22 protein-coding genes are annotated in these 18,842 nt (G+C 65.6%); 11 read left to right on the top strand and 11 right to left on the bottom strand.

All coding sequences use genetic code 11. The annotated features are described in order from the left end of the window. Positions 1–368: 368 nt before the first annotated feature. Genes ASE70_RS14835 through ASE70_RS14795 form a run of 9 tightly spaced genes read left to right on the top strand, consistent with a single transcriptional unit; the run spans position 369 to position 8,479 of the window. Positions 369–797, top strand: a complete 429-nt coding sequence (locus ASE70_RS14835) for an RrF2 family transcriptional regulator (RefSeq protein WP_056506355.1) — start codon at positions 369–371, stop codon at positions 795–797. Then, positions 797–2,260 carry a Fe-S cluster assembly protein SufB gene (gene sufB / locus ASE70_RS14830; protein ID WP_056506351.1) on the top strand — a complete coding sequence of 488 codons (1,464 nt, stop codon included), beginning with the start codon at positions 797–799 and terminating at the stop codon, positions 2,258–2,260. The genes ASE70_RS14835 and sufB overlap by 1 nt, the downstream gene beginning before the upstream one ends. After that, on the top strand, positions 2,257–2,553 hold the full coding sequence (locus tag ASE70_RS14825; protein WP_056506346.1) for a hypothetical protein: 297 nt from the start codon (positions 2,257–2,259) through the stop codon (positions 2,551–2,553). The genes sufB and ASE70_RS14825 overlap by 4 nt, the downstream gene beginning before the upstream one ends. 44 nt (positions 2,554–2,597) lie before the next feature. Next, entirely contained in the window at positions 2,598–3,341 is a 744-nt protein-coding gene (gene sufC / locus ASE70_RS14820; RefSeq protein WP_056506343.1) for a Fe-S cluster assembly ATPase SufC, read from the top strand. Further along, entirely contained in the window at positions 3,341–4,417 is a 1,077-nt protein-coding gene (locus tag ASE70_RS14815) for a SufD family Fe-S cluster assembly protein (RefSeq protein WP_056506340.1), read from the top strand. Before sufC ends, ASE70_RS14815 begins: the two co-directional genes overlap by 1 nt. Then, positions 4,414–5,619: a cysteine desulfurase gene (locus ASE70_RS14810; RefSeq protein ID WP_156356290.1), complete on the top strand. Its 1,206-nt coding sequence runs from the start codon at positions 4,414–4,416 to the stop codon at positions 5,617–5,619. Before ASE70_RS14815 ends, ASE70_RS14810 begins: the two co-directional genes overlap by 4 nt. Further along, the gene (locus ASE70_RS14805; protein ID WP_056506337.1) at positions 5,616–6,080 is read left to right on the top strand and encodes an SUF system Fe-S cluster assembly protein; all 465 of its coding nucleotides are present in this window, start codon (positions 5,616–5,618) and stop codon (positions 6,078–6,080) included. The genes ASE70_RS14810 and ASE70_RS14805 overlap by 4 nt, the downstream gene beginning before the upstream one ends. Next, a complete protein-coding gene (locus ASE70_RS14800) occupies positions 6,080–6,427 on the top strand; it encodes a HesB/IscA family protein (RefSeq protein WP_056506334.1) in 348 nt (115 codons plus the stop codon). The genes ASE70_RS14805 and ASE70_RS14800 overlap by 1 nt, the downstream gene beginning before the upstream one ends. A gap of 21 nt (positions 6,428–6,448) precedes the next feature. Then, the gene (locus ASE70_RS14795; protein WP_056506331.1) at positions 6,449–8,479 is read left to right on the top strand and encodes a TonB-dependent receptor; all 2,031 of its coding nucleotides are present in this window, start codon (positions 6,449–6,451) and stop codon (positions 8,477–8,479) included. Positions 8,480–8,499: 20 nt separating this feature from the next. Here ASE70_RS14795 and ASE70_RS14790 read toward each other — a convergent pair whose 3' ends face one another. The 9 genes from ASE70_RS14790 to ASE70_RS14750 form a co-directional block, all read right to left on the bottom strand. Beyond that, positions 8,500–8,829 carry a hypothetical protein gene (locus ASE70_RS14790; RefSeq protein WP_056395202.1) on the bottom strand — a complete coding sequence of 110 codons (330 nt, stop codon included), beginning with the start codon at positions 8,827–8,829 and terminating at the stop codon, positions 8,500–8,502. 52 nt (positions 8,830–8,881) lie between these two features. Next, the gene (locus tag ASE70_RS14785; protein ID WP_056004559.1) at positions 8,882–9,091 is read right to left on the bottom strand and encodes a hypothetical protein; all 210 of its coding nucleotides are present in this window, start codon (positions 9,089–9,091) and stop codon (positions 8,882–8,884) included. Positions 9,092–9,158: 67 nt separating this feature from the next. Further along, positions 9,159–9,371, bottom strand: a complete 213-nt coding sequence (locus ASE70_RS14780) for a cold-shock protein (RefSeq protein WP_056395204.1) — start codon at positions 9,369–9,371, stop codon at positions 9,159–9,161. A gap of 185 nt (positions 9,372–9,556) precedes the next feature. Beyond that, positions 9,557–9,973, bottom strand: coding sequence for a glycine zipper 2TM domain-containing protein (locus ASE70_RS14775; protein WP_056395205.1), 417 nt, complete (start codon positions 9,971–9,973; stop codon positions 9,557–9,559). Between the two features lie 86 nt (positions 9,974–10,059). Further along, positions 10,060–10,254, bottom strand: a complete 195-nt coding sequence (locus ASE70_RS14770) for a hypothetical protein (RefSeq protein WP_443024896.1) — start codon at positions 10,252–10,254, stop codon at positions 10,060–10,062. Next, entirely contained in the window at positions 10,238–10,552 is a 315-nt protein-coding gene (locus ASE70_RS21020) for a hypothetical protein (RefSeq protein ID WP_327196838.1), read from the bottom strand. Before ASE70_RS21020 ends, ASE70_RS14770 begins: the two co-directional genes overlap by 17 nt. A 227-nt stretch (positions 10,553–10,779) precedes the next feature. Beyond that, on the bottom strand, positions 10,780–13,743 hold the full coding sequence (uvrA, locus tag ASE70_RS14760; protein ID WP_056506325.1) for an excinuclease ABC subunit UvrA: 2,964 nt from the start codon (positions 13,741–13,743) through the stop codon (positions 10,780–10,782). After that, a complete protein-coding gene (locus tag ASE70_RS14755) occupies positions 13,740–14,108 on the bottom strand; it encodes a GCN5-related N-acetyltransferase (protein ID WP_200925653.1) in 369 nt (122 codons plus the stop codon). Before ASE70_RS14755 ends, uvrA begins: the two co-directional genes overlap by 4 nt. After that, complete coding sequence (locus ASE70_RS14750; protein WP_056506320.1) at positions 14,105–14,911, bottom strand: DUF1206 domain-containing protein; 807 nt, start codon at positions 14,909–14,911, stop codon at positions 14,105–14,107. Before ASE70_RS14750 ends, ASE70_RS14755 begins: the two co-directional genes overlap by 4 nt. Before the next feature lie 128 nt (positions 14,912–15,039). On the opposite strand from ASE70_RS14750, the gene ASE70_RS20775 reads away from it, so the two are divergent. Continuing rightward, positions 15,040–15,852, top strand: a complete 813-nt coding sequence (locus ASE70_RS20775; RefSeq protein WP_235519976.1) for an energy transducer TonB — start codon at positions 15,040–15,042, stop codon at positions 15,850–15,852. A gap of 3 nt (positions 15,853–15,855) precedes the next feature. Here the strand turns inward: ASE70_RS20775 and ASE70_RS14740 are convergent, their stop codons facing one another. Further along, complete coding sequence (locus ASE70_RS14740) at positions 15,856–16,317, bottom strand: vgr related protein (RefSeq protein WP_156356289.1); 462 nt, start codon at positions 16,315–16,317, stop codon at positions 15,856–15,858. Then, entirely contained in the window at positions 16,314–16,742 is a 429-nt protein-coding gene (locus ASE70_RS14735; protein ID WP_156356288.1) for a copper chaperone PCu(A)C, read from the bottom strand. The genes ASE70_RS14740 and ASE70_RS14735 overlap by 4 nt, the downstream gene beginning before the upstream one ends. A gap of 154 nt (positions 16,743–16,896) precedes the next feature. On the opposite strand from ASE70_RS14735, the gene dnaK reads away from it, so the two are divergent. Beyond that, positions 16,897–18,807 (top strand): molecular chaperone DnaK, encoded by a 1,911-nt coding sequence (gene dnaK, locus ASE70_RS14730; RefSeq protein ID WP_056004574.1) that lies wholly within the window; start codon positions 16,897–16,899, stop codon positions 18,805–18,807. Positions 18,808–18,842: the final 35 nt, after the last annotated feature.

Below are 18,842 nucleotides of genomic sequence, written 5' to 3'. Positions count from 1 at the left end.
GTTTCACGCGAAGGCGTGAAGGCGCGAAGAAGAAAGTGTTTCGCGCAGAGGCGCAGAGGCGCAGAGGCGCGGAGTGGTTGCGTTCGTACCTCTGTCTCGCGTCAGCGAGACCTCAACCCCCTGTGGCTGCCACGGGCGTCAAAGCCGCTGATGCGGCAAGGCACTTCCGCCAGCGTAACCGCTCCGCGCCTCTGCGCCTCTGCGCGAACCATTCTTCCTTTTTCTCTTCGGGCCTTCGTGCCTTCGCGTGAAACCGAATCCCTTTTTCCTGCCGCAATCGATCACACTAATCGAAACATAGCCGGTTGACCTATCGCCCCGCCAAGACCACATGCCAATCCGACCGGAATGATCCGATTAAGGAACACATGCGCCTTTCCAGCCTTGCCGACTATGCCGTCGTCCTGCTCGCCGCCACCGCGCGGCGGGGTGGGGATGCGCGGGTGACGGCGACGATGCTGGCGGAGGAAACCGGCCTGCCGCTGCCGACCGTGCAGAAACTGGTCAGCCGCCTGTCGGCCGCCGGGCTGATCGAGACGGGACGCGGCACCGGTGGCGGCTTCCGCCTCGCGCGGACGCCGGCCACGATCGATCTGGCGCAGATCATCGAGGCGATCGAAGGACCGATCGCGCTGACCACCTGCGTCGATGCAGCGCGCCACGACTGTGCGGTGGAGACGAACTGCATGATCCGACCCCATGCCGGCACGGTCAACGCCGTGGTCCGGGGTGCTCTGGCGGGCGTGACGCTCGCCCAACTCGCGAACACCGGGGCAATGCCCCAAGAGGTAGTGTGATGGCCACGAAGAATGCCGAGGCGCTCGCCGCCGCGAACAAGAAGTACGAGTGGGGGTTCTCCTCGGACATCGAACAGGACTTCGCGCCCAAGGGCTTAAGCGAAGATACGGTCCGCTATATCAGCGCCAAGAAGAACGAGCCCGAATGGATGCTCGACTGGCGGCTGAAGGCCTATCGGTTGTGGCTGACGATGGCAGCGCCCGACTGGTCGAAGCTGAACATCGATCCGATCGATTATCAGGACGCCTATTACTACGCCGAACCCAAGGTGAAACCGAAGCTGGGTTCGCTGGACGAGGTCGATCCCGAAATCCTGCGCGTCTATGAAAAGCTCGGCATCCCGATCGAGGAGCAGAAGGTGCTCGCCGGCGTCGAGGGCAGCCGCAAGGTCGCGGTCGACGCGGTGTTCGACAGCGTCTCGGTCGCCACCACCTTCCGCAAGGAACTCGAAGCCGCTGGCGTCATCTTCCGTTCGATCAGCGAGGCGATCCGCGAATATCCCGATCTGGTCCGCAAATGGATGGGCAAGGTCGTGCCGCAGCGGGATAATTTCTTCGCGACGCTGAACAGTGCGGTCTTTTCGGACGGGACGTTCGTCTACATCCCGGAGGGCGTCCGCTGCCCGATGGAGCTGTCGACCTATTTCCGCATTAACGCCGAGAATACCGGCCAGTTCGAACGCACGCTGATCGTCGCCGACAAGGGCTCTTACGTCAGCTATCTCGAAGGCTGCACCGCGCCGATGCGCGACGAGAACCAGTTGCACGCGGCGGTGGTCGAGCTGGTCGCATTGGACGATGCCGAGATCAAGTACAGCACCGTCCAGAACTGGTATCCCGGCGACGAGAACGGCAAGGGCGGCATCTACAACTTCGTGACCAAGCGGGCCTTGTGTCAGGGCAAGAACAGCAAGGTATCTTGGACGCAGGTCGAAACCGGATCGGCGATCACCTGGAAATATCCGTCGTGCGTGCTGGCCGGAGAGAACAGCGTCGGCGAATTCTATTCGGTCGCCGTCACCAACAATATGCAGCAGGCCGATACCGGCACCAAGATGATCCATCTCGGCAAGGGGTCGCGTTCGACCATCGTGTCGAAGGGTATTTCGGCGGGGCGCAGCGACAACACCTATCGCGGGCTGGTGCGCGTTGCCCCTTCGGCGGAGGGCGTGCGCAACTTCACCCAGTGCGACAGCCTGCTGCTCGGCGACCAGTGCGGCGCGCATACTGTGCCCTATATCGAGGTAAAGAACCCCTCGGCGCAGATCGAGCACGAGGCGACGACGTCGAAGATCTCCGAGGATCAGATGTTCTACGCGCGGCAGCGTGGCCTCGACAGCGAGGCAGCGGTCGCGCTGATCGTCAACGGTTTCGCCCGCGAAGTCCTGCAACAGCTGCCGATGGAATTCGCGGTCGAGGCGCAGAAGCTGCTCGGCATTTCGCTCGAAGGGTCGGTGGGGTGATCCTGCTCGCACTGACGCTACAGGCGGTCGCACCGACCGCGCCCTATGCCGACTGCCTGTCGGAGCGGATCAATACCGATCCCCGCATGGCCAAGCCGCCGACCGAAGCCGGCGCGCGCGTCGCGATCTTCGACGATGCGGCAAAGGCCTGCGCCCCGGTGCGGGCGAAGGTGGCGAAGGCGCATGAGGCCATGCTCGACAAGATCGATGCGTCGATGAAAGCGGTGCTGACCAACCCGGATGCCGCCGAGGCCGAGTTCGGCACCGAACCGGTCGCGGGAACGATGCCCTAAGCTTTTGAGATACGCGGGTCAGCCCCGCACGAACAGGACGGAACATGCTAAAGATCGAAAACCTCCACGCCGAAATCGACGGCAAGGAAATCCTGAAGGGCCTGTCGCTGAGCGTGAACGCGGGCGAGATCCATGCGATCATGGGTCCGAACGGTGCCGGCAAGTCGACGCTTGGCTATGTGCTGGGCGGGCGTCCGGGGTACGACGTGACCGAAGGCAGCGTGACCTTCGCAGGCGCGGACCTGCTCGACATGGATCCCGATGCCCGCGCCGCCGCCGGCCTGTTTCTCGGCTTCCAGTATCCGGTTGAGATCCCCGGCGTGTCAAACGTCCAGTTCCTGCGCGAAAGCCTGAACAGCCAGCGCCGCGCCCGTGACGAAAAGCCGCTGTCGGGTGCCGAATTCCTGAAGCTCGCCCGTGCGCAGGCCGATGGCCTCGGCATGGACATGGACATGATGAAGCGGCCGGTGAATGTCGGCTTTTCGGGCGGCGAGAAGAAACGCAACGAGATGGTGCAGATGGGCATCCTCGACCCGAAGCTGGCGATCCTCGACGAGACCGACAGCGGCCTCGACATCGATGCGCTGCGCATCGTCGGCGATGGCATCAACCGCATCATGCGCCGTCCCGACAAGGGCGTGATCCTCATTACCCATTATCAGCGCCTGCTCGACTATGTGCAGCCCGACTTCGTCCACGTCCTTGCCGACGGGCGCATCGTGCGGTCGGGCGGCAAGGAACTGGCGCACGAGCTGGAACGCGAAGGCTATGGAGCGGTGGCGGCGTAATGGCCACGCTCCCCACGAACTCGCAAGAGGCGTTCCGCTGGACCGACCTTGCCGCGCTGACCGCCGCTGCGGCATCGGTGCGCGGCGTGGCGGCGAGTGCCGATGGCTATTGGCTCGATCTTGCCGGCCCGCGGATCGTGTTCTTCGACGGCGCTTATGCGCCCGAACATAGTATGCCGGGGCATGTCGCGGTGTCGCCGTTGACTCTCGATACCGCGCACCCGTTGGGCGTGCAGGCATCGGGTGCGGCGGGCTGGTCGATCGACCTGTCGGCGGCCGAGATCGCGGAGCCGGTGCAGATCGTCCACATCGCGACCGGCGCGGAGAACCATCTTCCCGCGCGGCTGACGCTGGATGAGGATGCGGTCGCATCGGTCGTCGAAACCTATGTCGGCACCGGCTGGACCAATCGTCTGACCCAGATCGACCTCGAACGCGGCGCTCGACTGATGCGCAGCGTCCGCCTGCTCCAGTCGGATGGCTTCGTGTCGATCCGCGACGAAGCGGTGGTGGGGGAGGCGGCGAGCCTCGTCACCCAGTTCCTCGGCGCCGGTGGCATGGGCAGTCGCATCGACGCGCAGCTTACGCTCGATGGTGACGCCGCGTTCGTCGATTACGGCGGCGCGCTGCTGACCCGCGAAGCGCAGCGGCAGGAATGCGCCGTCGCCGTCCGCCACGCCGCGCTCAACGGATCGAGCCGCCAGACATGGCGCGCGGTCGCCGCCGATCGCAGCCAGGCGAGCCTCGCCGCCCGTGTCGAGGTCGCCCGCGGTGCGCAGAAGACCGATGGCGAACAGTCGCTGCGGGGCTTGTTGTTGCAGCGGACCGCCACGGTCAACCTCAAGCCCGAACTCGAAATCTTCGCCGACGACGTGAAGTGCGCGCACGGCGCGACGGTCGGCGAACTCGATGCGAAGGCGCTGTTCTACCTGCGCAGCCGCGGCGTCAGCGAGGCCCGGGCCAAGGCACTGCTGACCAAGGCGTTCGTTGCGGACTCGCTCGATCGGATCGGCGAGGATGTCGTGCGCGAAGCCTTCGCGGCCGATGCCGATGCCTGGCTGGAGGCAGCACTTTGAGCGAAACCACCCCCCTCGACCGCGTCAGCGACTTCCCCGCCATCCCCGCCGGCTGGTCGTATCTCGACACCGCGGCGACCTCGCAAAAGCCGCAGCCGGTGATCGACGCGATCACCCGCGCCTATGACACGACCTATGCCACGGTGCATCGCGGGGTGTACCAGCGCTCGGCCGACATGACGCTTGCGTACGAAGCAGCGCGCCGCCGCGTCGCCACGTTCATCGGTGCCGCCGCGCCAGAGGAATGCGTGTTCGTGCGTGGCGCGACCGAGGGGATCAATCTGGTCGCGCAGGGCTGGGCCGAACGCCATCTGAAGGCCGGCGACCGCATCCTGTTGTCGATGCTCGAACATCATTCGAATATCGTGCCATGGCAGTTGGTCGCCGAGCGGATTGGCGTCGCAATCGACGTCGTGCCGCTGACGCCGGACGGGCGGATCGATCTCGACACGATGGCGGCGATGATCCGGCCCGAGCATAAGCTGGTCTCGCTGGCGCATGTGTCGAACGTGCTGGGATCGATGCTCGACGGCCGCCGCGCCGCCGACATCGCCCATTCGGTCGGGGCTAAGCTGTTGCTCGACGGGTGTCAGGCAGTGCCGCGCGTGGCGGTCGATGTCGCCGCGCTCGACTGCGACTTCTACGTTTTTTCGGGGCACAAGCTGTACGGCCCGACCGGTATCGGCGTGCTGTGGGGCCGCGCGGAACTGTTGGAATCGATGCATCCGGTGCAGGGCGGCGGCGCGATGATCGACCGCGTGACCTTCGAGCGCACCACCTATGCCCCGCCGCCCGCTCGGTTCGAGGCAGGGACGCCGCATATCGTCGGTGCGCTCGGGCTGCATGCCGCGATCGACTATGTCGACGGCATCGGGCTGGACGCGATCCATGCGCATGAAACCGCGCTGGTCACCGCCACCCGCGACGCACTCGGCCGGATCAATTCGGTACGGCTGCTCGGACCCGACGACGCTGCCGGCATCGTCAGTTTCGTGGTGGAGGGGGTGCATCCGCACGATGTCGGCACCATCTTAGATGAGGAACGCGTCGCGATCCGTGCCGGCCATCATTGCGCACAGCCGCTGATGGACGTGCTGGGCGTGCCGGCCACCGCGCGGGCGAGCTTCGGCGTGTATAACGGACCGGCCGATGTCGATGCGCTGGTGCGCGGACTGGAACGGGTAAGCAGGATTTTCGGATGAACGACGAACGCCATTTCGATGTCGAGGAGGTCAGCGCGGTGCCGTCGCCGCCCCGCGCCCGCGTGACCGATGCGGAGGAAGCCCCGCCGCGCCGCCGCGACTATCTCGACGGTTTCCTGGCGCAAAAGCCCGAACCGCAGCCGGCGGGCGAGCCGGGCGGCGACGTGTACGAAGCGGTCATCGCGTCGCTCAAGGAAATCTTCGACCCGGAAATTCCGGTCAACATCTATGATCTGGGCCTGATCTACGGCGTCGATGTCGTGGACAACGGCCATGTTGCGGTGACGATGACGCTGACCACGCCGCATTGCCCGGTGGCGGAATCGATGCCGGCCGAGGTCGAATTGCGCGTCTCGGCAGTGCCGGGCGTCGCCACCGCCGACGTCAATCTCGTCTGGGATCCGCCATGGGACCCGCAGAAAATGTCCGACGACGCCAAGCTCGAACTGGGAATGCTGTAATGGCCACGCGCGTCCGCCCCGCCGCGATCAACCTGACCGCCAATGCCGAACGGCGCGTTGCGGACCTGATGGCGAAGGCCCCTGCGCAAGCGATCGGGGTGAAGCTGTCGACGCCCCGGCGCGGCTGTTCGGGCCTTGCCTATTCGGTCGATTACGTGACTGCCGCCAACCCGATGGACGAACGGATCGAAACGCCGGGCGGGACCTTCTTCGTCGACGGCGGATCGATCCTCTACCTGATCGGTTCGACGATGGACTGGGTCGAGGACGATTTCACTGCGGGCTTCGTCTTCGCCAATCCGAATGCCAAGGGCGCGTGCGGGTGCGGGGAAAGCTTCACGGTCTGATCGTCCCATCGGGGGACAGGTGTGAAGCGGTTTCTATGGATATTGGCGGCGTGGCCGGGCGCGGCGGCGGCACAGGACGCGCCGGAGATCGTCGTCACCGGGCGTGGCCTTGCCGATGCGCCGGGCGACCGCGTCTATGACATCGTCACCATCGACCGTGACCGCATTCTGTCCTCGGCCAGCGGGCGGGTCGAGGATGTGCTGCGCAACGTCGCCGGTCTCCAGCAATTTCGCCGATCGGACTCGCGCACCGCCAATCCGACCAGCCAGGGCATCACCCTGCGCGGCCTTGGCGGCAATGCGTCGAGCCGCGCGCTCCTGCTGCTCGACGGTGTGCCACAGGCCGATCCGTTCGGCGGCTGGGTCGCCTTTCCCGCTTACGCCACCGACCGGCTCGGCCGGGTCCGCGTGACGCGCGGCGGTGGTAGTGGCGTCGCCGGACCGGGCGCGCTGGCCGGCACGATCGAACTCGACAGCGCGACGCCGGACGACCTGTCGCCGTTCGCCGGATCGCTCAGCTATGGCAGCCGGGAATCGATCGACGCGCGCGGTTCTGCCGGACTGACGCGGAGCGGCGGCTTCGCGACCCTGTCGGGAGCCTATGCCCGTGGCGACGGCTTCGTGCCCATCGTGGCCGACAGTCGTGGCCCCGCCGACCGTGCGGCCCCGTTCGAACAGGCCAGCGCCGCCGCCCGCGCGGTGGTGCAGGTCGGTGCGGCGACCGAGTTGCAGGCGAACGTGTCCGGCTTCACCGACCGTCGCGACCGCGGTCTCGATTTCACCGACAATCGCAGCGAAGGGGCCGATGCCAGCGTCCGGCTGGTCGGGCGTGGACCGACCGGCTGGTCGCTGCTCGGCTATCTCCAGACTCGCGCCTTTGACAGTCGGTTCGCCAGCGTCGGGACCGGCCGCGTGACGACCGCGCTGACGCTCGACCAATATAATGTTCCCGCAACCGGTATCGGCGGCCGGGCTGAGATTGCGCCCGATTTCGGCAGCCTGTCGTTCCGATTGGGGGGCGACGTGCGCGTCGTCAGCGGCGAAGCGCAGGAATTATACACCTATGTCGCGGGCAACCCGACCCGGCGGCGGGTCGCGGGTGGACGCAACACGACCGGCGGTCTGTTCGCCGACGCCAGCCTTGCTACCGGTGATGTCGTGCTGAATGCAGGTGGCAGGATCGATCGCTGGACGATCGCGACGGGACGATTACAGGAGTCATTGCTGACCGGCACGGCGCTTACCGATCAACGTTTCGCCACGCACAGTGGCTGGCAACCGACCGGACGGGCGGGGGTGGCGTGGACACTGGACCCGGCGGTGACAGTAAGGGCGGCGGGCTATCGCGGCTGGCGGCTGCCGACACTGAACGAACTTTATCGCCCGTTCCGGGTCGGTGCCGACGCCACTGCCGCCAACGCCGCGCTGTCGCCGGAAACATTATGGGGTGGTGAGGTCGGGCTGGAACTCCGGCCCGCTGCCCGGACCCGCATTGCCGCGACCGCTTTTGCCAACGACCTGCGCGACGCCATCGCCAACGTCACCGTCGCCAACGGACCCGGCGTGTTTCCGGGCGTCGGCTTCGTGTCGGCGGCCGGTGTGTTCCGCCGTCGCGCCAATCTCGATCATGTCCGGGTGCGGGGGGCCGAACTCGATGCATCGACCGGCTGGCTGGAATGGGAAGCGCGCCTGTCCTACGCCTATACCGATGCGCGGGTCGTCGACGGCGGCGTGCTCGATGGCTTGCGCCCGGCCCAGACGCCGACCCATAGCGGCTCGGCAACGATCGGCTGGCGGCGCGCCGGCTGGCAAGCGGCGGCAACGCTCCGCTACGTGTCGGACCAGTATGAGGACGATGCGAACCAGCGCCGTCTTGCCGATGCGACCACGCTTGACGCGGTCCTATCGGTACCGCTGTCGCGTGGACTGTCGGTGCAGGGGCGGGCCGAAAACGTGACCGACGCCCGCATCGAAGCAGCGGTCGGCGGCGATGGCGTAGTGGAACGCGCATCGCCGCGGACGTTTTGGCTGGGAATACGGTTCGGCGGCTGATCGAACCGCCGCTCGCGGCATCAGGTCCCCGTTTGCGACGCCATGCTGCCGCGCGGCGCGACGATCGAAGGTGCAGGACCCGTCGCAGGGCGCAGCGCCTCGCGCTCAGACGCCGGTACCGGTGCAGTCGGGTCTGGACGAAAGGCTTCGGGCGCACGATCACCTGCGGCAGCGCGCGGCTTGTCCAGTGCCAGATCGGGTGCGGCATGACCCTCGCCCGGTGCCTTGCGCCGCGCAAGCAGCACACCGAACAGGCCGACGGCGATCCCTGCGACACCCAGCGCCACGGTCCGCAGCGTCGATACGCCTGCCTTGCGGGATTTGGGCTTTGGTTTCTTATGCTTGGCCATCAATTGTACCTTTCGTGTATCACCCGGTCCAACGACCGGGCCACGCGCAGGTTCAATCGTGGGCGAGCGTTTCCGACCGGCGAACGGTCGCGGCTTCGCGGATCAGGCGCTGCTCGGTGGTGCGTTCGGCGCGCTCGGCCATTTCGGTCCACGCATGCTCGGCACGGCGGCAACGGTCGCGGACATTGTCCAGCGTCGCGGCATCGGCATTGGCGCGTTCGACGGCGGCACGGGCGCGGTAGGCTTCGGAGGTGTCAGCCAAGGGGGCGGGACCTTTTACTTGCTGGAGGAAGGTGCGGGCGGACGATCCGCCCGCACCCACGAACCGATCAGTCGGCGGCGGTCAGGTTCACCGCGCTCACGCGACCGCGGCGATCCTCTTCCAGCTCGTATCCGACGCGCTGGTTCTGGTTCAGCGTCACCATCCCGGCGCGTTCCACGGCCGAGATATGGACGAAAGCGTCTTCGCCGCCATTATCCGGCGCGATGAAGCCATAGCCCTTGTCCATGTTGAAAAATTTTACGGTGCCAAGCGTGGCCATGCAGGTTCCTTTCGATTTGCAGGCGACGGAACGCCCATCACCCGCGCCGTAGACAGCAGGGAAAGAAGGAACATGCCGCAAAGCAGGACACCATCGATTTGCGACTGTAGCGAAGCGGAAATGGGGATCGACCCGCCCCCTTGCAAGGGAGCGGGCCAATCGAACGTCGAAATGGCTGAACGAGGTTAGCGGCAGCGTACGTTGTTGCGGTCGATCGCCTGACCGCCGGCCGCCCCGGCCGCGCCGCCGAGCAGCGCACCCAGCAGCCCCGAACCGCCGGGACGCAGTGCCGAACCCAGTACGCCGCCTGCGATACCGCCGACGATCAGGCCGGTCGTACCATCGGTGCGGCGGCAATAATAACGGCCGTCCTGCCCGACATAGACCCGGTCGTTGCGCGACAGGCGGCGCTCGCGATACCGCCGGTCGTCGCGATAATAACGCGCCGCATCATATCCGTTGTACGACGGATCGGGCCGGTCATAATCATAACGGCCATAGCCGGCATCGGCATAGCGCGGACCACCGCCGCCCATGCCATAATCGGAACATCCGGAAACAAGGGTGGCAGCGGCGACGAGGCCGAGGGTAAGCGCACGCATGTCGACAGGTCCTTCGCTTGATATCGATCAAGTCCGAATGCCGTGCGGGAAAGGTTGTTCCGTACGTTTTCTCTGTACCGAAGGCTTTACCAGCGCCCGCCCGCCGCTTCGATCGCGGCCAGCAACGCGCGCTTGCTTTCGGTCCGGTTGTCACCGGCATTGCGCGGCAGTTCGGGATTGCCGAGCGCGGCACGGCGCTCGATCAGGCGCGCCGCAAAAGCCGCATGATCGATACGAGGGCTAGGCCATGCTTCCCGTTCGGGATCACAAATCGTCGACACCATAATCGCCCGAGCTTTCTTCGCGTATCCGTCGCTCAAGATAATCGAGATCGAGGCCCGAATGAAGGCCGAACAGCAACCGCGCCTGATCGATACGGTTGGCGGCAGTGCCGGACGCATATTGGCCCATGCGATCGGCGATCAGGTCCTCGATACCGAGAATGGCAAAGTTAGCTCCCGGCGTGAGATTTTCGATCAGGTGGATGCGATCACGATCCACCAGACCGTCAAGGGGCGTACTGCCGACGACTTCGAACCCCAGGCTCAGCCCCGGGTGCATCCATCCGCGCGTCGCCATGCCCGCACCGCTGGGACGCACGAAACCATGGTCACGCAAGACCGCTTCAAATTCGGGCTGCACCCGCGAACAAACGTCGAAATCGCCGGTCGAAACCGCGCTGCCCGACCAATATTCGACGGCCGCCCTGCCGACCAGGATCGGGCGGGGCCGGCCCGTTCCCCACAACGCTTCACTGACGGCGGCAAACATCCGTAGCGCCGCCTCAAACGGGGCGCGCCACAGGGTCACTCCGCCGCCTGTGCCCGTGCCGGATCGAGCAACGGCTTGAGATACTTGCCCGTGAAGCTGCCCTCGACCGCTGCGACCTTTTCCGGCGTGCCTTCGGCGACCACGCGGCCGCCCTTGACGCCGCCTTCGGGGCCCATGTCTAAAATCCAGTCGGCGGTCTTGATGACGTCGAGATTATGCTCGATCACCACGACCGTATTGCCCTGCTCGACCAGCTGATGCAGCACTTCCAGCAGCTTGCGGACGTCCTCGAAATGCAGGCCGGTGGTCGGTTCGTCGAGGATATACAGCGTATTGCCCGTCGCGCGGCGTGCCAGTTCCTTGGCCAGCTTCACCCGCTGCGCCTCGCCGCCCGACAGCGTCGTCGCCTGCTGCCCGACCTTGACGTACCCAAGGCCGACCTCGGCCAGCATCGCCATCTTGTCGCGGATCGGCGGCACTGCCTTGAAGAACTCGACCGCGTCCTCGACCGTCATGTCGAGCACGTCGGCGATGCTCATCCCCTTGAACTTCACCTCCAGCGTCTCGCGATTATAACGTGCGCCATGGCACACGTCGCACGTCACATAAACGTCGGGCAGGAAGTGCATCTCGATCTTCAGCACGCCGTCGCCCTGGCACGCCTCGCACCGGCCGCCTTTCACGTTGAAGCTGAACCTGCCGGGCTTGTAGCCCCGCGCCTGCGCCTCGGGCAGCCCCGCGAACCAGTCGCGGATCTGCGTGAACGCCCCGGTGTAGGTCGCCGGGTTCGACCGCGGGGTGCGGCCGATCGGCGACTGGTCGATGTCGATCACCTTGTCGAGATGTTGCAGCCCGGTGATCTTGTCATGCTTGCCCTGCACGATCCGCGCCCCGTTCAGCGTGCGCGCGGCGGCGGCATAGAGCGTGTCGATGGTAAAGCTCGACTTGCCCGATCCCGACACGCCGGTGATGCAGGTGAAGGTGCCGAGCGGCAGCGACGCGGTGACGCCGGTCAGGTTGTTGGCGGTGGCGTTGTGCACCGTCAGCTTCTTGCCGTTGCCCTTGCGCCGCTTTTCCGGCAGCGGCACCGCGCGGGTACCGTTCAGGTAATCGGCGGTGATCGACCCCTTCGACTTCAGCAGCTGTTTCAGCGTCCCCTTGGCGACGACCTCGCCACCATGAACGCCCGCGCCCGGCCCCATGTCGATGACGTAATCGGCGGTGCGGATCGCATCCTCGTCATGCTCGACCACCAGCACGGTGTTGCCGAGGTCGCGCAGCCGGCGCAGCGTCGCCAGCAGCATGTCGTTGTCGCGCTGGTGCAGCCCGATCGACGGTTCGTCGAGCACATACAGCACGCCCGACAGCCCGCTGCCGATCTGCGACGCCAGCCGGATCCGCTGGCTCTCGCCACCCGACAGCGTGCCACTGGTCCGGTCGAGGTTCAGATAATCCAGCCCGACATTGTTGAGGAAGCCGAGCCGCTCGACGATCTCCTTCAGGATCGACTGAGCGATCGCCTTTTGCTGGTCGTTGAAATGCTCCGGCAGCGACTGGAAGAACCACAGCGCATCGACCACCGACAAATGCGTGGCATAGGCGATGTCCTGCATCGCGATCTTCACCGCCAGTGCCTCGGGCTTCAAGCGCGCGCCGTGGCAGGTCTCGCACGGCTGCGACGCCTGATATTTGGCCAGTTCCTCGCGCATCCACGCGCTTTCGGTCGACAGCATCCGCCGGTTGAGGTTGCCGAGCACGCCTTCGAACGGCTTCTTGACGTCATACGCCTTCTTGCCGTCGATGAAGGTCAGCGTCACCGGCTTGCCGGCGGTGCCGTGCAGGATCACGCGCTGCGCTTCCTCGGGCAGATCCTTCCACCCGGTGTCGAGCGAGAAGTCGTACGCCTTCGCCAGCGACCCCAGCACCTGCATATAATAGGGGGAGGGCGGGTTGGACTTCGCCCACGGCACCACCGCGCCCTTCTTGATCGACAGTTCGTGGTTCGGGACGATCAGGTCCTCGTCGAACTCCAGCCGCTCGCCAAGGCCGTCGCACGCCGGGCAGGCCCCTTGTGGCGCGTTGAAGCTGAACAGGCGCGGCTCGATCTCGCTGATCGTGAAGCCGCTGACCGGACAGGCGAATTTCTCGGAAAAGACGATGCGGTTGTCGGGGATGCCGGCGCCTTTCAGCTTGCCGGTCTGCGGTGCGGCCTCGGTCGCGCGGTCGCCCTGTTCGCTGGCGATCGGCGGGTTGCCCGGCTGCGCCTCCGCCACCGTCGTTTCCAGCAGATCGACATAGGCGAGGCCATCGGCCAGCTTCAACGCGGTCTCGAAACTCTCGGCCAGCCGGGTCGCCGCATCAGGGTTCACGACCAGCCGGTCGACCACGACCTCGATGTCATGCTTGAACTTCTTGTCGAGCGCAGGCGCATCCTCGATCAGATGGACCTCGCCATTGACCCGCACCCGCTGGAACCCGGCCTTCTGCCATTCGGCCAGTTCCTTGCGATACTCGCCCTTGCGCCCGCGCACGACCGGCGCAAGCAGCAGCAGCCGCGTGCCTTCGCGCAGCGCCAGCACCCGGTCGACCATCTGGCTGACCGTCTGCGCACTGATCGGCAGGCCGGTGGCAGGGGAATAGGGCACGCCGACCCGCGCCCACAGCAACCGCATGTAATCGTAGATTTCGGTGACCGTCGCGACCGTCGATCGCGGATTGCGGCTGGTCGTCTTCTGCTCGATCGAAATCGCCGGCGATAGCCCCTCGATATGTTCGACGTTGGGCTTCTGCATCAGTTCGAGGAACTGGCGCGCATAGGCCGACAGCGACTCAACGTACCGCCGCTGCCCCTCGGCATAGATCGTGTCGAAGGCGAGCGACGATTTGCCCGAACCCGACAGGCCGGTGATGACCGTCAGCGTATCGCGCGGAATGTCGATATCGACACCCTTGAGGTTATGCTCCCGCGCACCGCGGACGGAGATATGGGTCAGGCTCATGCGGTCCGTTCTATCTTCGTTCTTGTGGAATTGCCAGCGGATGACATGGGGGTGCCGCTGGCCGGTTTCGAGGGGGCCTTGCCACGCCAGTCGAGCGAGCGGCGGTTCAGCTCGGCCAGATCGACCGTGCCGGCGATCGCCGCCTCGCCCAGCGCGACCGCGCGCGCCAGCGCCGCCGGATCGGCATGGATATAGGCCGGACGCGCGTAGACATGATCATACCACACGCCGCCGAACGCATTGTCGAGCAGGATGCGCTGGAAACAATGATCGGCCTGCACCGGCCAGCCGCGTGTTGCCGCCAGCCCCGGCAGTTCCCGCCGCGTCAGGGCGAGCCACCGCGCCTGCATCTCATCCCCGGTCATGCCGGCAGATCGACCGAAATCCGCCGCCAGCGCGCTTCCACGAAGCTGTAGATCCCGAAGGCGACGAAGCCGAGACCGGTCGCGGTCAGCAGCCACCGCCCGCCGGTCTGGCCTTGCAGCGTCGCCAGCGCATGGGCCATGCCGCCGGCCTCGTCGGCATCGGCGGCCCATGCCGCGGTGACGAAAAACAGGGCGATCAGCGCGAAGACCAATCCGCGCGCGCCATAGCCGATGCGGCCGATGGTGCAGACATGGCCGGGCACCGGCGTATCGCGCCCCAACTCGCGCGCGAAGCTGCCGTCCCACGCCTTCTTCGCCTGCTGCAACGCCGCGCCGAGCAGCCCGGCGGCTACCAGCGCCACCAGCACCCGCCCCATCGGCTGGTCGAGCAGCCATGCGGTCCAGTCGTGGGTGCTTTCCTCGCTCCCGACCCGGCCACCGGCATCGCTGGCCTGGACCGCCAGTTTCGCGGCGGTCCAGGCGAGGATGAGATGGGCGATGCCGCTGACGGCATGGCCGGCGCGCTTGAACGCGCCCTTGGCGGTCGTGCCCTGCGCCTCGGGATCGGTGATCGCCTCGGCCAGCCGCCACAGCGCATAGCCGGCAAGCCCCGCCGCCATCACCGCCAAGATCCATTCGCCGAACGGCTCGTCGGCCAGACTGGCGATCGCGCCCTGATTGTCGCCGACCTTGCCGCCGCGCAGCGCCGCATCGACCGCGAACCACCCGACGAGACAATAGACGATGCCCCGCGCCGCAAAGCCCAGCCGGGCAAGGATCGTGGCGCCGTAGCGGGTGGTCATCGCACGCAAGCCTTTCGAATCGTTTCGCGCAGCCAACCATTTGCGGAGGGATGCGGTTCCGAACGCACCGATGCTTGCGAATTGGCGGTGGCGCTGTCAGCCTCGCGACGGGGATGTGGGAGGATGCGATGCGACTGTTGTTGGCGGCTGCGCTGTTGATTGGAACGGGAAGCGCGACGCGGCCGCCACTGGCACCGGCCAGCCGCTGGACCGTCGAATATGCCGAGAAGATGTGTGTCGTCAGTCGCGGATATGGCGACCCCGCGCATCCGGTGATCGTCGCGTTCAAGCCAACGCCTTTCAGCGATGAACTGCAATCGGTGATCCTCGGCACCCGCGCGCAACTGGGCAAGGAAGGATCGCTCAATCTGGCATTGGAGGCACCCGGACGTACCTTCGACAAGAAGCAGCCCGGAACCCGCGTCTATTTTCCGGACGGCGACAGAGCCGTGCTGACCTATTATATCAGCCGCGCCGCATTCGAAGGTCTGGTCGATGCCCCGACCTTTACCGTGCGTCCGAAAAGCGGGCCGGTCATCTCCGTGGCGCTGGCCCTGAACAAGCCGCTGCTGGCCGCGCTGGAGAAGTGCGAGGTCAATTTGATGGTGCAGCTGGGCTATGATCCCAAGAATCTGGCAGCCGTCGTTACCCGGGCCACGAGCAATAGTCCGGCCGAATGGATCACGCAGGACGATTATCCTGCATCGGCGCTGATGAAGCACGAACAGGGCATGGTGGTCATCGCATGGACGATTTCGACCGCCGGCCGCGTGACCGACTGCAAAATCCTGCAATCTTCTGGATCGAACGATCTTGACAAGGCTGCCTGCGGTGCCATTCTCCGGCGCGGTCGCTACAGCCGCCCCGCGCTCGACGCCGCGGGCAATCCGGTGGAGTCCTATTCGACCCGGCGCGTCATGTGGCTGTTGCCGCACGGATAGCCATCACCGCCCGAACGGCAACAGCGCCTCATATACCTCCAGCGGCGGCTTGTCCTTCACCGCCATCCCCTGCCGGAGCAGAAAGGCGTGGCGGACGATCTCCGCCTGCTGCTCGATCCCGTATGCCGCGAACGGCTTTCCCGGCACGATGGCATAGCGATAGGTGCACAGCGGATGCCGCATCAGCGGCAGCCAGTATCGCCCGCGATGCTGGGTCTGATGAATATGCATCATCTCGTGCAGGAACAATGCCGCCAGATCGCGACCGGCGCTTGCGAAATCGTTGCGGTAGAGCGTGCCGCCCGGATGGAAATGGATGCAGCCGGTCGGCGCCATCGCGACCTGTTTCGGCTGAAAGAACGCCCATTTGGCATTCGCCACCCGCGCCCGATCATAGGCGATCTCCTCGCCGAACATCGTACGGGCAAGCTCGATTTCGAAAGCGGTGAGGGGGCGTTTCATCACGGCTCTGGATCGCCCGCGGCCACCAGTTTTACATCGACCGTCACCTTCGAACCATCCTCGAACCCGAAGGTCATCGGGATGGTGCCCCCCGCGCGCAGATCGGGCGACAGGCCGAACAGCATGATATGCTTCCCGCCGGGGCTGAAGCCGATGGACCCTTCGACCTTGACCTTGTCGAGCGCACGCATCGCCATCATGCCGCCATGGCTCGCCATGCTCTCGTGCAGTTCGGCCCGCTGGACCGCCGGGCTGGCGACGCTGGTCAGCACGTCGTTCCCGGACCCGCCACGCACCGTCGCATAGCCTGCCGCCGGCCGTCCCGGGACCGCGGGCAGGCGCACCCAGGCGTCGTCGACGCTCGGACCCTTCTGACACCCCGACAGCATCAACGCCGCGACCAACGTCCCCGCCCACTGTGTCTTCACGTCCACGCTCCTGTCCCGTTGCGGTTCCCTATGCCGCGCATAATCTTGCGGCAAGCCGAACCCTGCCTATATCCGCCTCCGGAACGACCCGCTTGGCACCTCCCCGTGCCGGTCGGGCCAGACATTATTTCAACCCGGGGGCCAATGAGGGACCATGGCTAAAGTTATCGGTATCGATCTGGGCACGACGAACAGCTGCGTCGCGGTGATGGAGGGCGGTAGCCCCAAGGTCATCGAGAACGCCGAAGGCGCACGGACCACGCCGTCGATCGTCGCTTTCGCCAAGGATGGCGAGCGTCTGATCGGCCAGCCGGCCAAGCGTCAGGCAGTGACGAACGGCGACAACACGATCTTCGCGGTGAAGCGCCTGATCGGCCGCCGCTTCGACGATCCGGTCACCAAGAAGGACACCGAACTGGTTCCCTACACCATCGCGCGCGGGCCGAACGGCGATGCGTGGGTGAAGGCGGGCGGCGAGGAATATTCGCCGTCGCAGATCAGCGCGTTCATCCTGCAGAAGATGAAGGAAACGGCGGAGTCGTATCTCGGCGAAACCGTGACGCAGGCGGTCATCACCGTGCCGGCCTACTTCAACGATGCTCAGCGTCAGGCGACCAAGGACGCCGGCAAGATCGCCGGTCTTGAAGTCCTGCGCATCATCAACGAACCGACGGCGGCGGCGCTCGCCTACGGCCTCGACAAGGACAATAACAAGACCATCGCGGTCTATGACCTTGGCGGCGGCACCTTCGACATCTCGGTCCTCGAGATCGGCGACGGTGTGTTCGAGGTGAAGGCGACCAACGGCGACACCTTCCTCGGCGGCGAAGATTTCGACGCGAAGATCGTGCAGTTCCTCGCCGACGAGTTCAAGAAGATCGAAGGCATCGATCTGACCAAGGACAAGCTGGCGCTCCAGCGGCTCAAGGAAGCCGCTGAAAAGGCGAAGATCGAGCTGTCCTCGGCGCAGACGACCGAAGTCAACCTGCCGTTCATCACGGCGGACGCGACTGGTCCGAAGCACCTCGTCAAGTCGATCACCCGTGCCGACCTCGAACGTCTGGTCGAGGATCTGGTGAAGCGCACGCTCGAGCCGTGCAAGAAGGCGCTGGCCGATGCCGGCGTGCAGGCGAGCGCGATCGATGAGGTCGTGCTGGTCGGCGGTATGACGCGCATGCCGCGCGTCCGCGAAGTCGTGAAGCAGTTCTTCGGCAAGGAACCGCACACCGGCGTGAACCCCGACGAAGTCGTGGCGATCGGTGCCGCGATTCAGGCGGGCGTGCTGCAGGGCGACGTGAAGGACGTGCTGCTGCTCGACGTGACCCCGCTGTCGCTGGGCATCGAGACGCTGGGCGGCATCATGACCCGCATGATCGACCGCAACACCACCATCCCGACCAAGAAGTCGCAGGTCTATTCGACCGCCGACGACAATCAGGGTGCGGTGACGATCCGCGTGTTCCAGGGCGAGCGCGAAATGGCGCAGGACAACAAGATGCTCGGCCAGTTCGATCTGGTCGGCATACCGCCCGCGCCACGCGGCGTGCCGCAGATCGAGGTCACGTTCGACATCGACGCCAACGGCATCGTCAACGTGTCGGCCAAGGACAAGGGCACCGGCAAGGAACAGCAGATCCGCATCCAGGCATCGGGTGGTCTGTCGGACAACGACATCGACCAGATGGTGCGGGACGCCGAACAGTTCGCGGAAGAGGACAAGAAGCGTCGCGCCTCGGCCGAAGCCCGCAACAACGCGGAATCGCTGATCCACACCACCGAGCGTCAGCTGGCCGATAACGGCGACAAGGTCGACGCGTCGCTGAAGTCGGAGATCGAAGCCGCGGTCGCCGAGACCAAGGCAGCGGTCGAAAGCGGTGACAGCGACCGCATGACCGAAAAGAGCCAGGCGCTGGCGCAGGTTGCGATGAAGCTGGGTCAGGCGATCTACGAAAAGCAGCAGCAGGCCGAAGCCTCGCCCGCTGCCGACACCGCGCAGGAGAAGAAGGCCGACGACGACGTCGTCGACGCCGAATTCTCGGAAGTCGACGACAGCCGCAAGGCGTAAACCACTACTCCCTCTCCCCTTCAGGGGAGAGGGCC

The organism is Sphingomonas sp. Leaf22 (genome assembly GCF_001421715.1).
GTDB lineage: Bacteria > Pseudomonadota > Alphaproteobacteria > Sphingomonadales > Sphingomonadaceae > Sphingomonas.
This window is presented reverse-complemented; position numbering and strand designations above follow the sequence as displayed.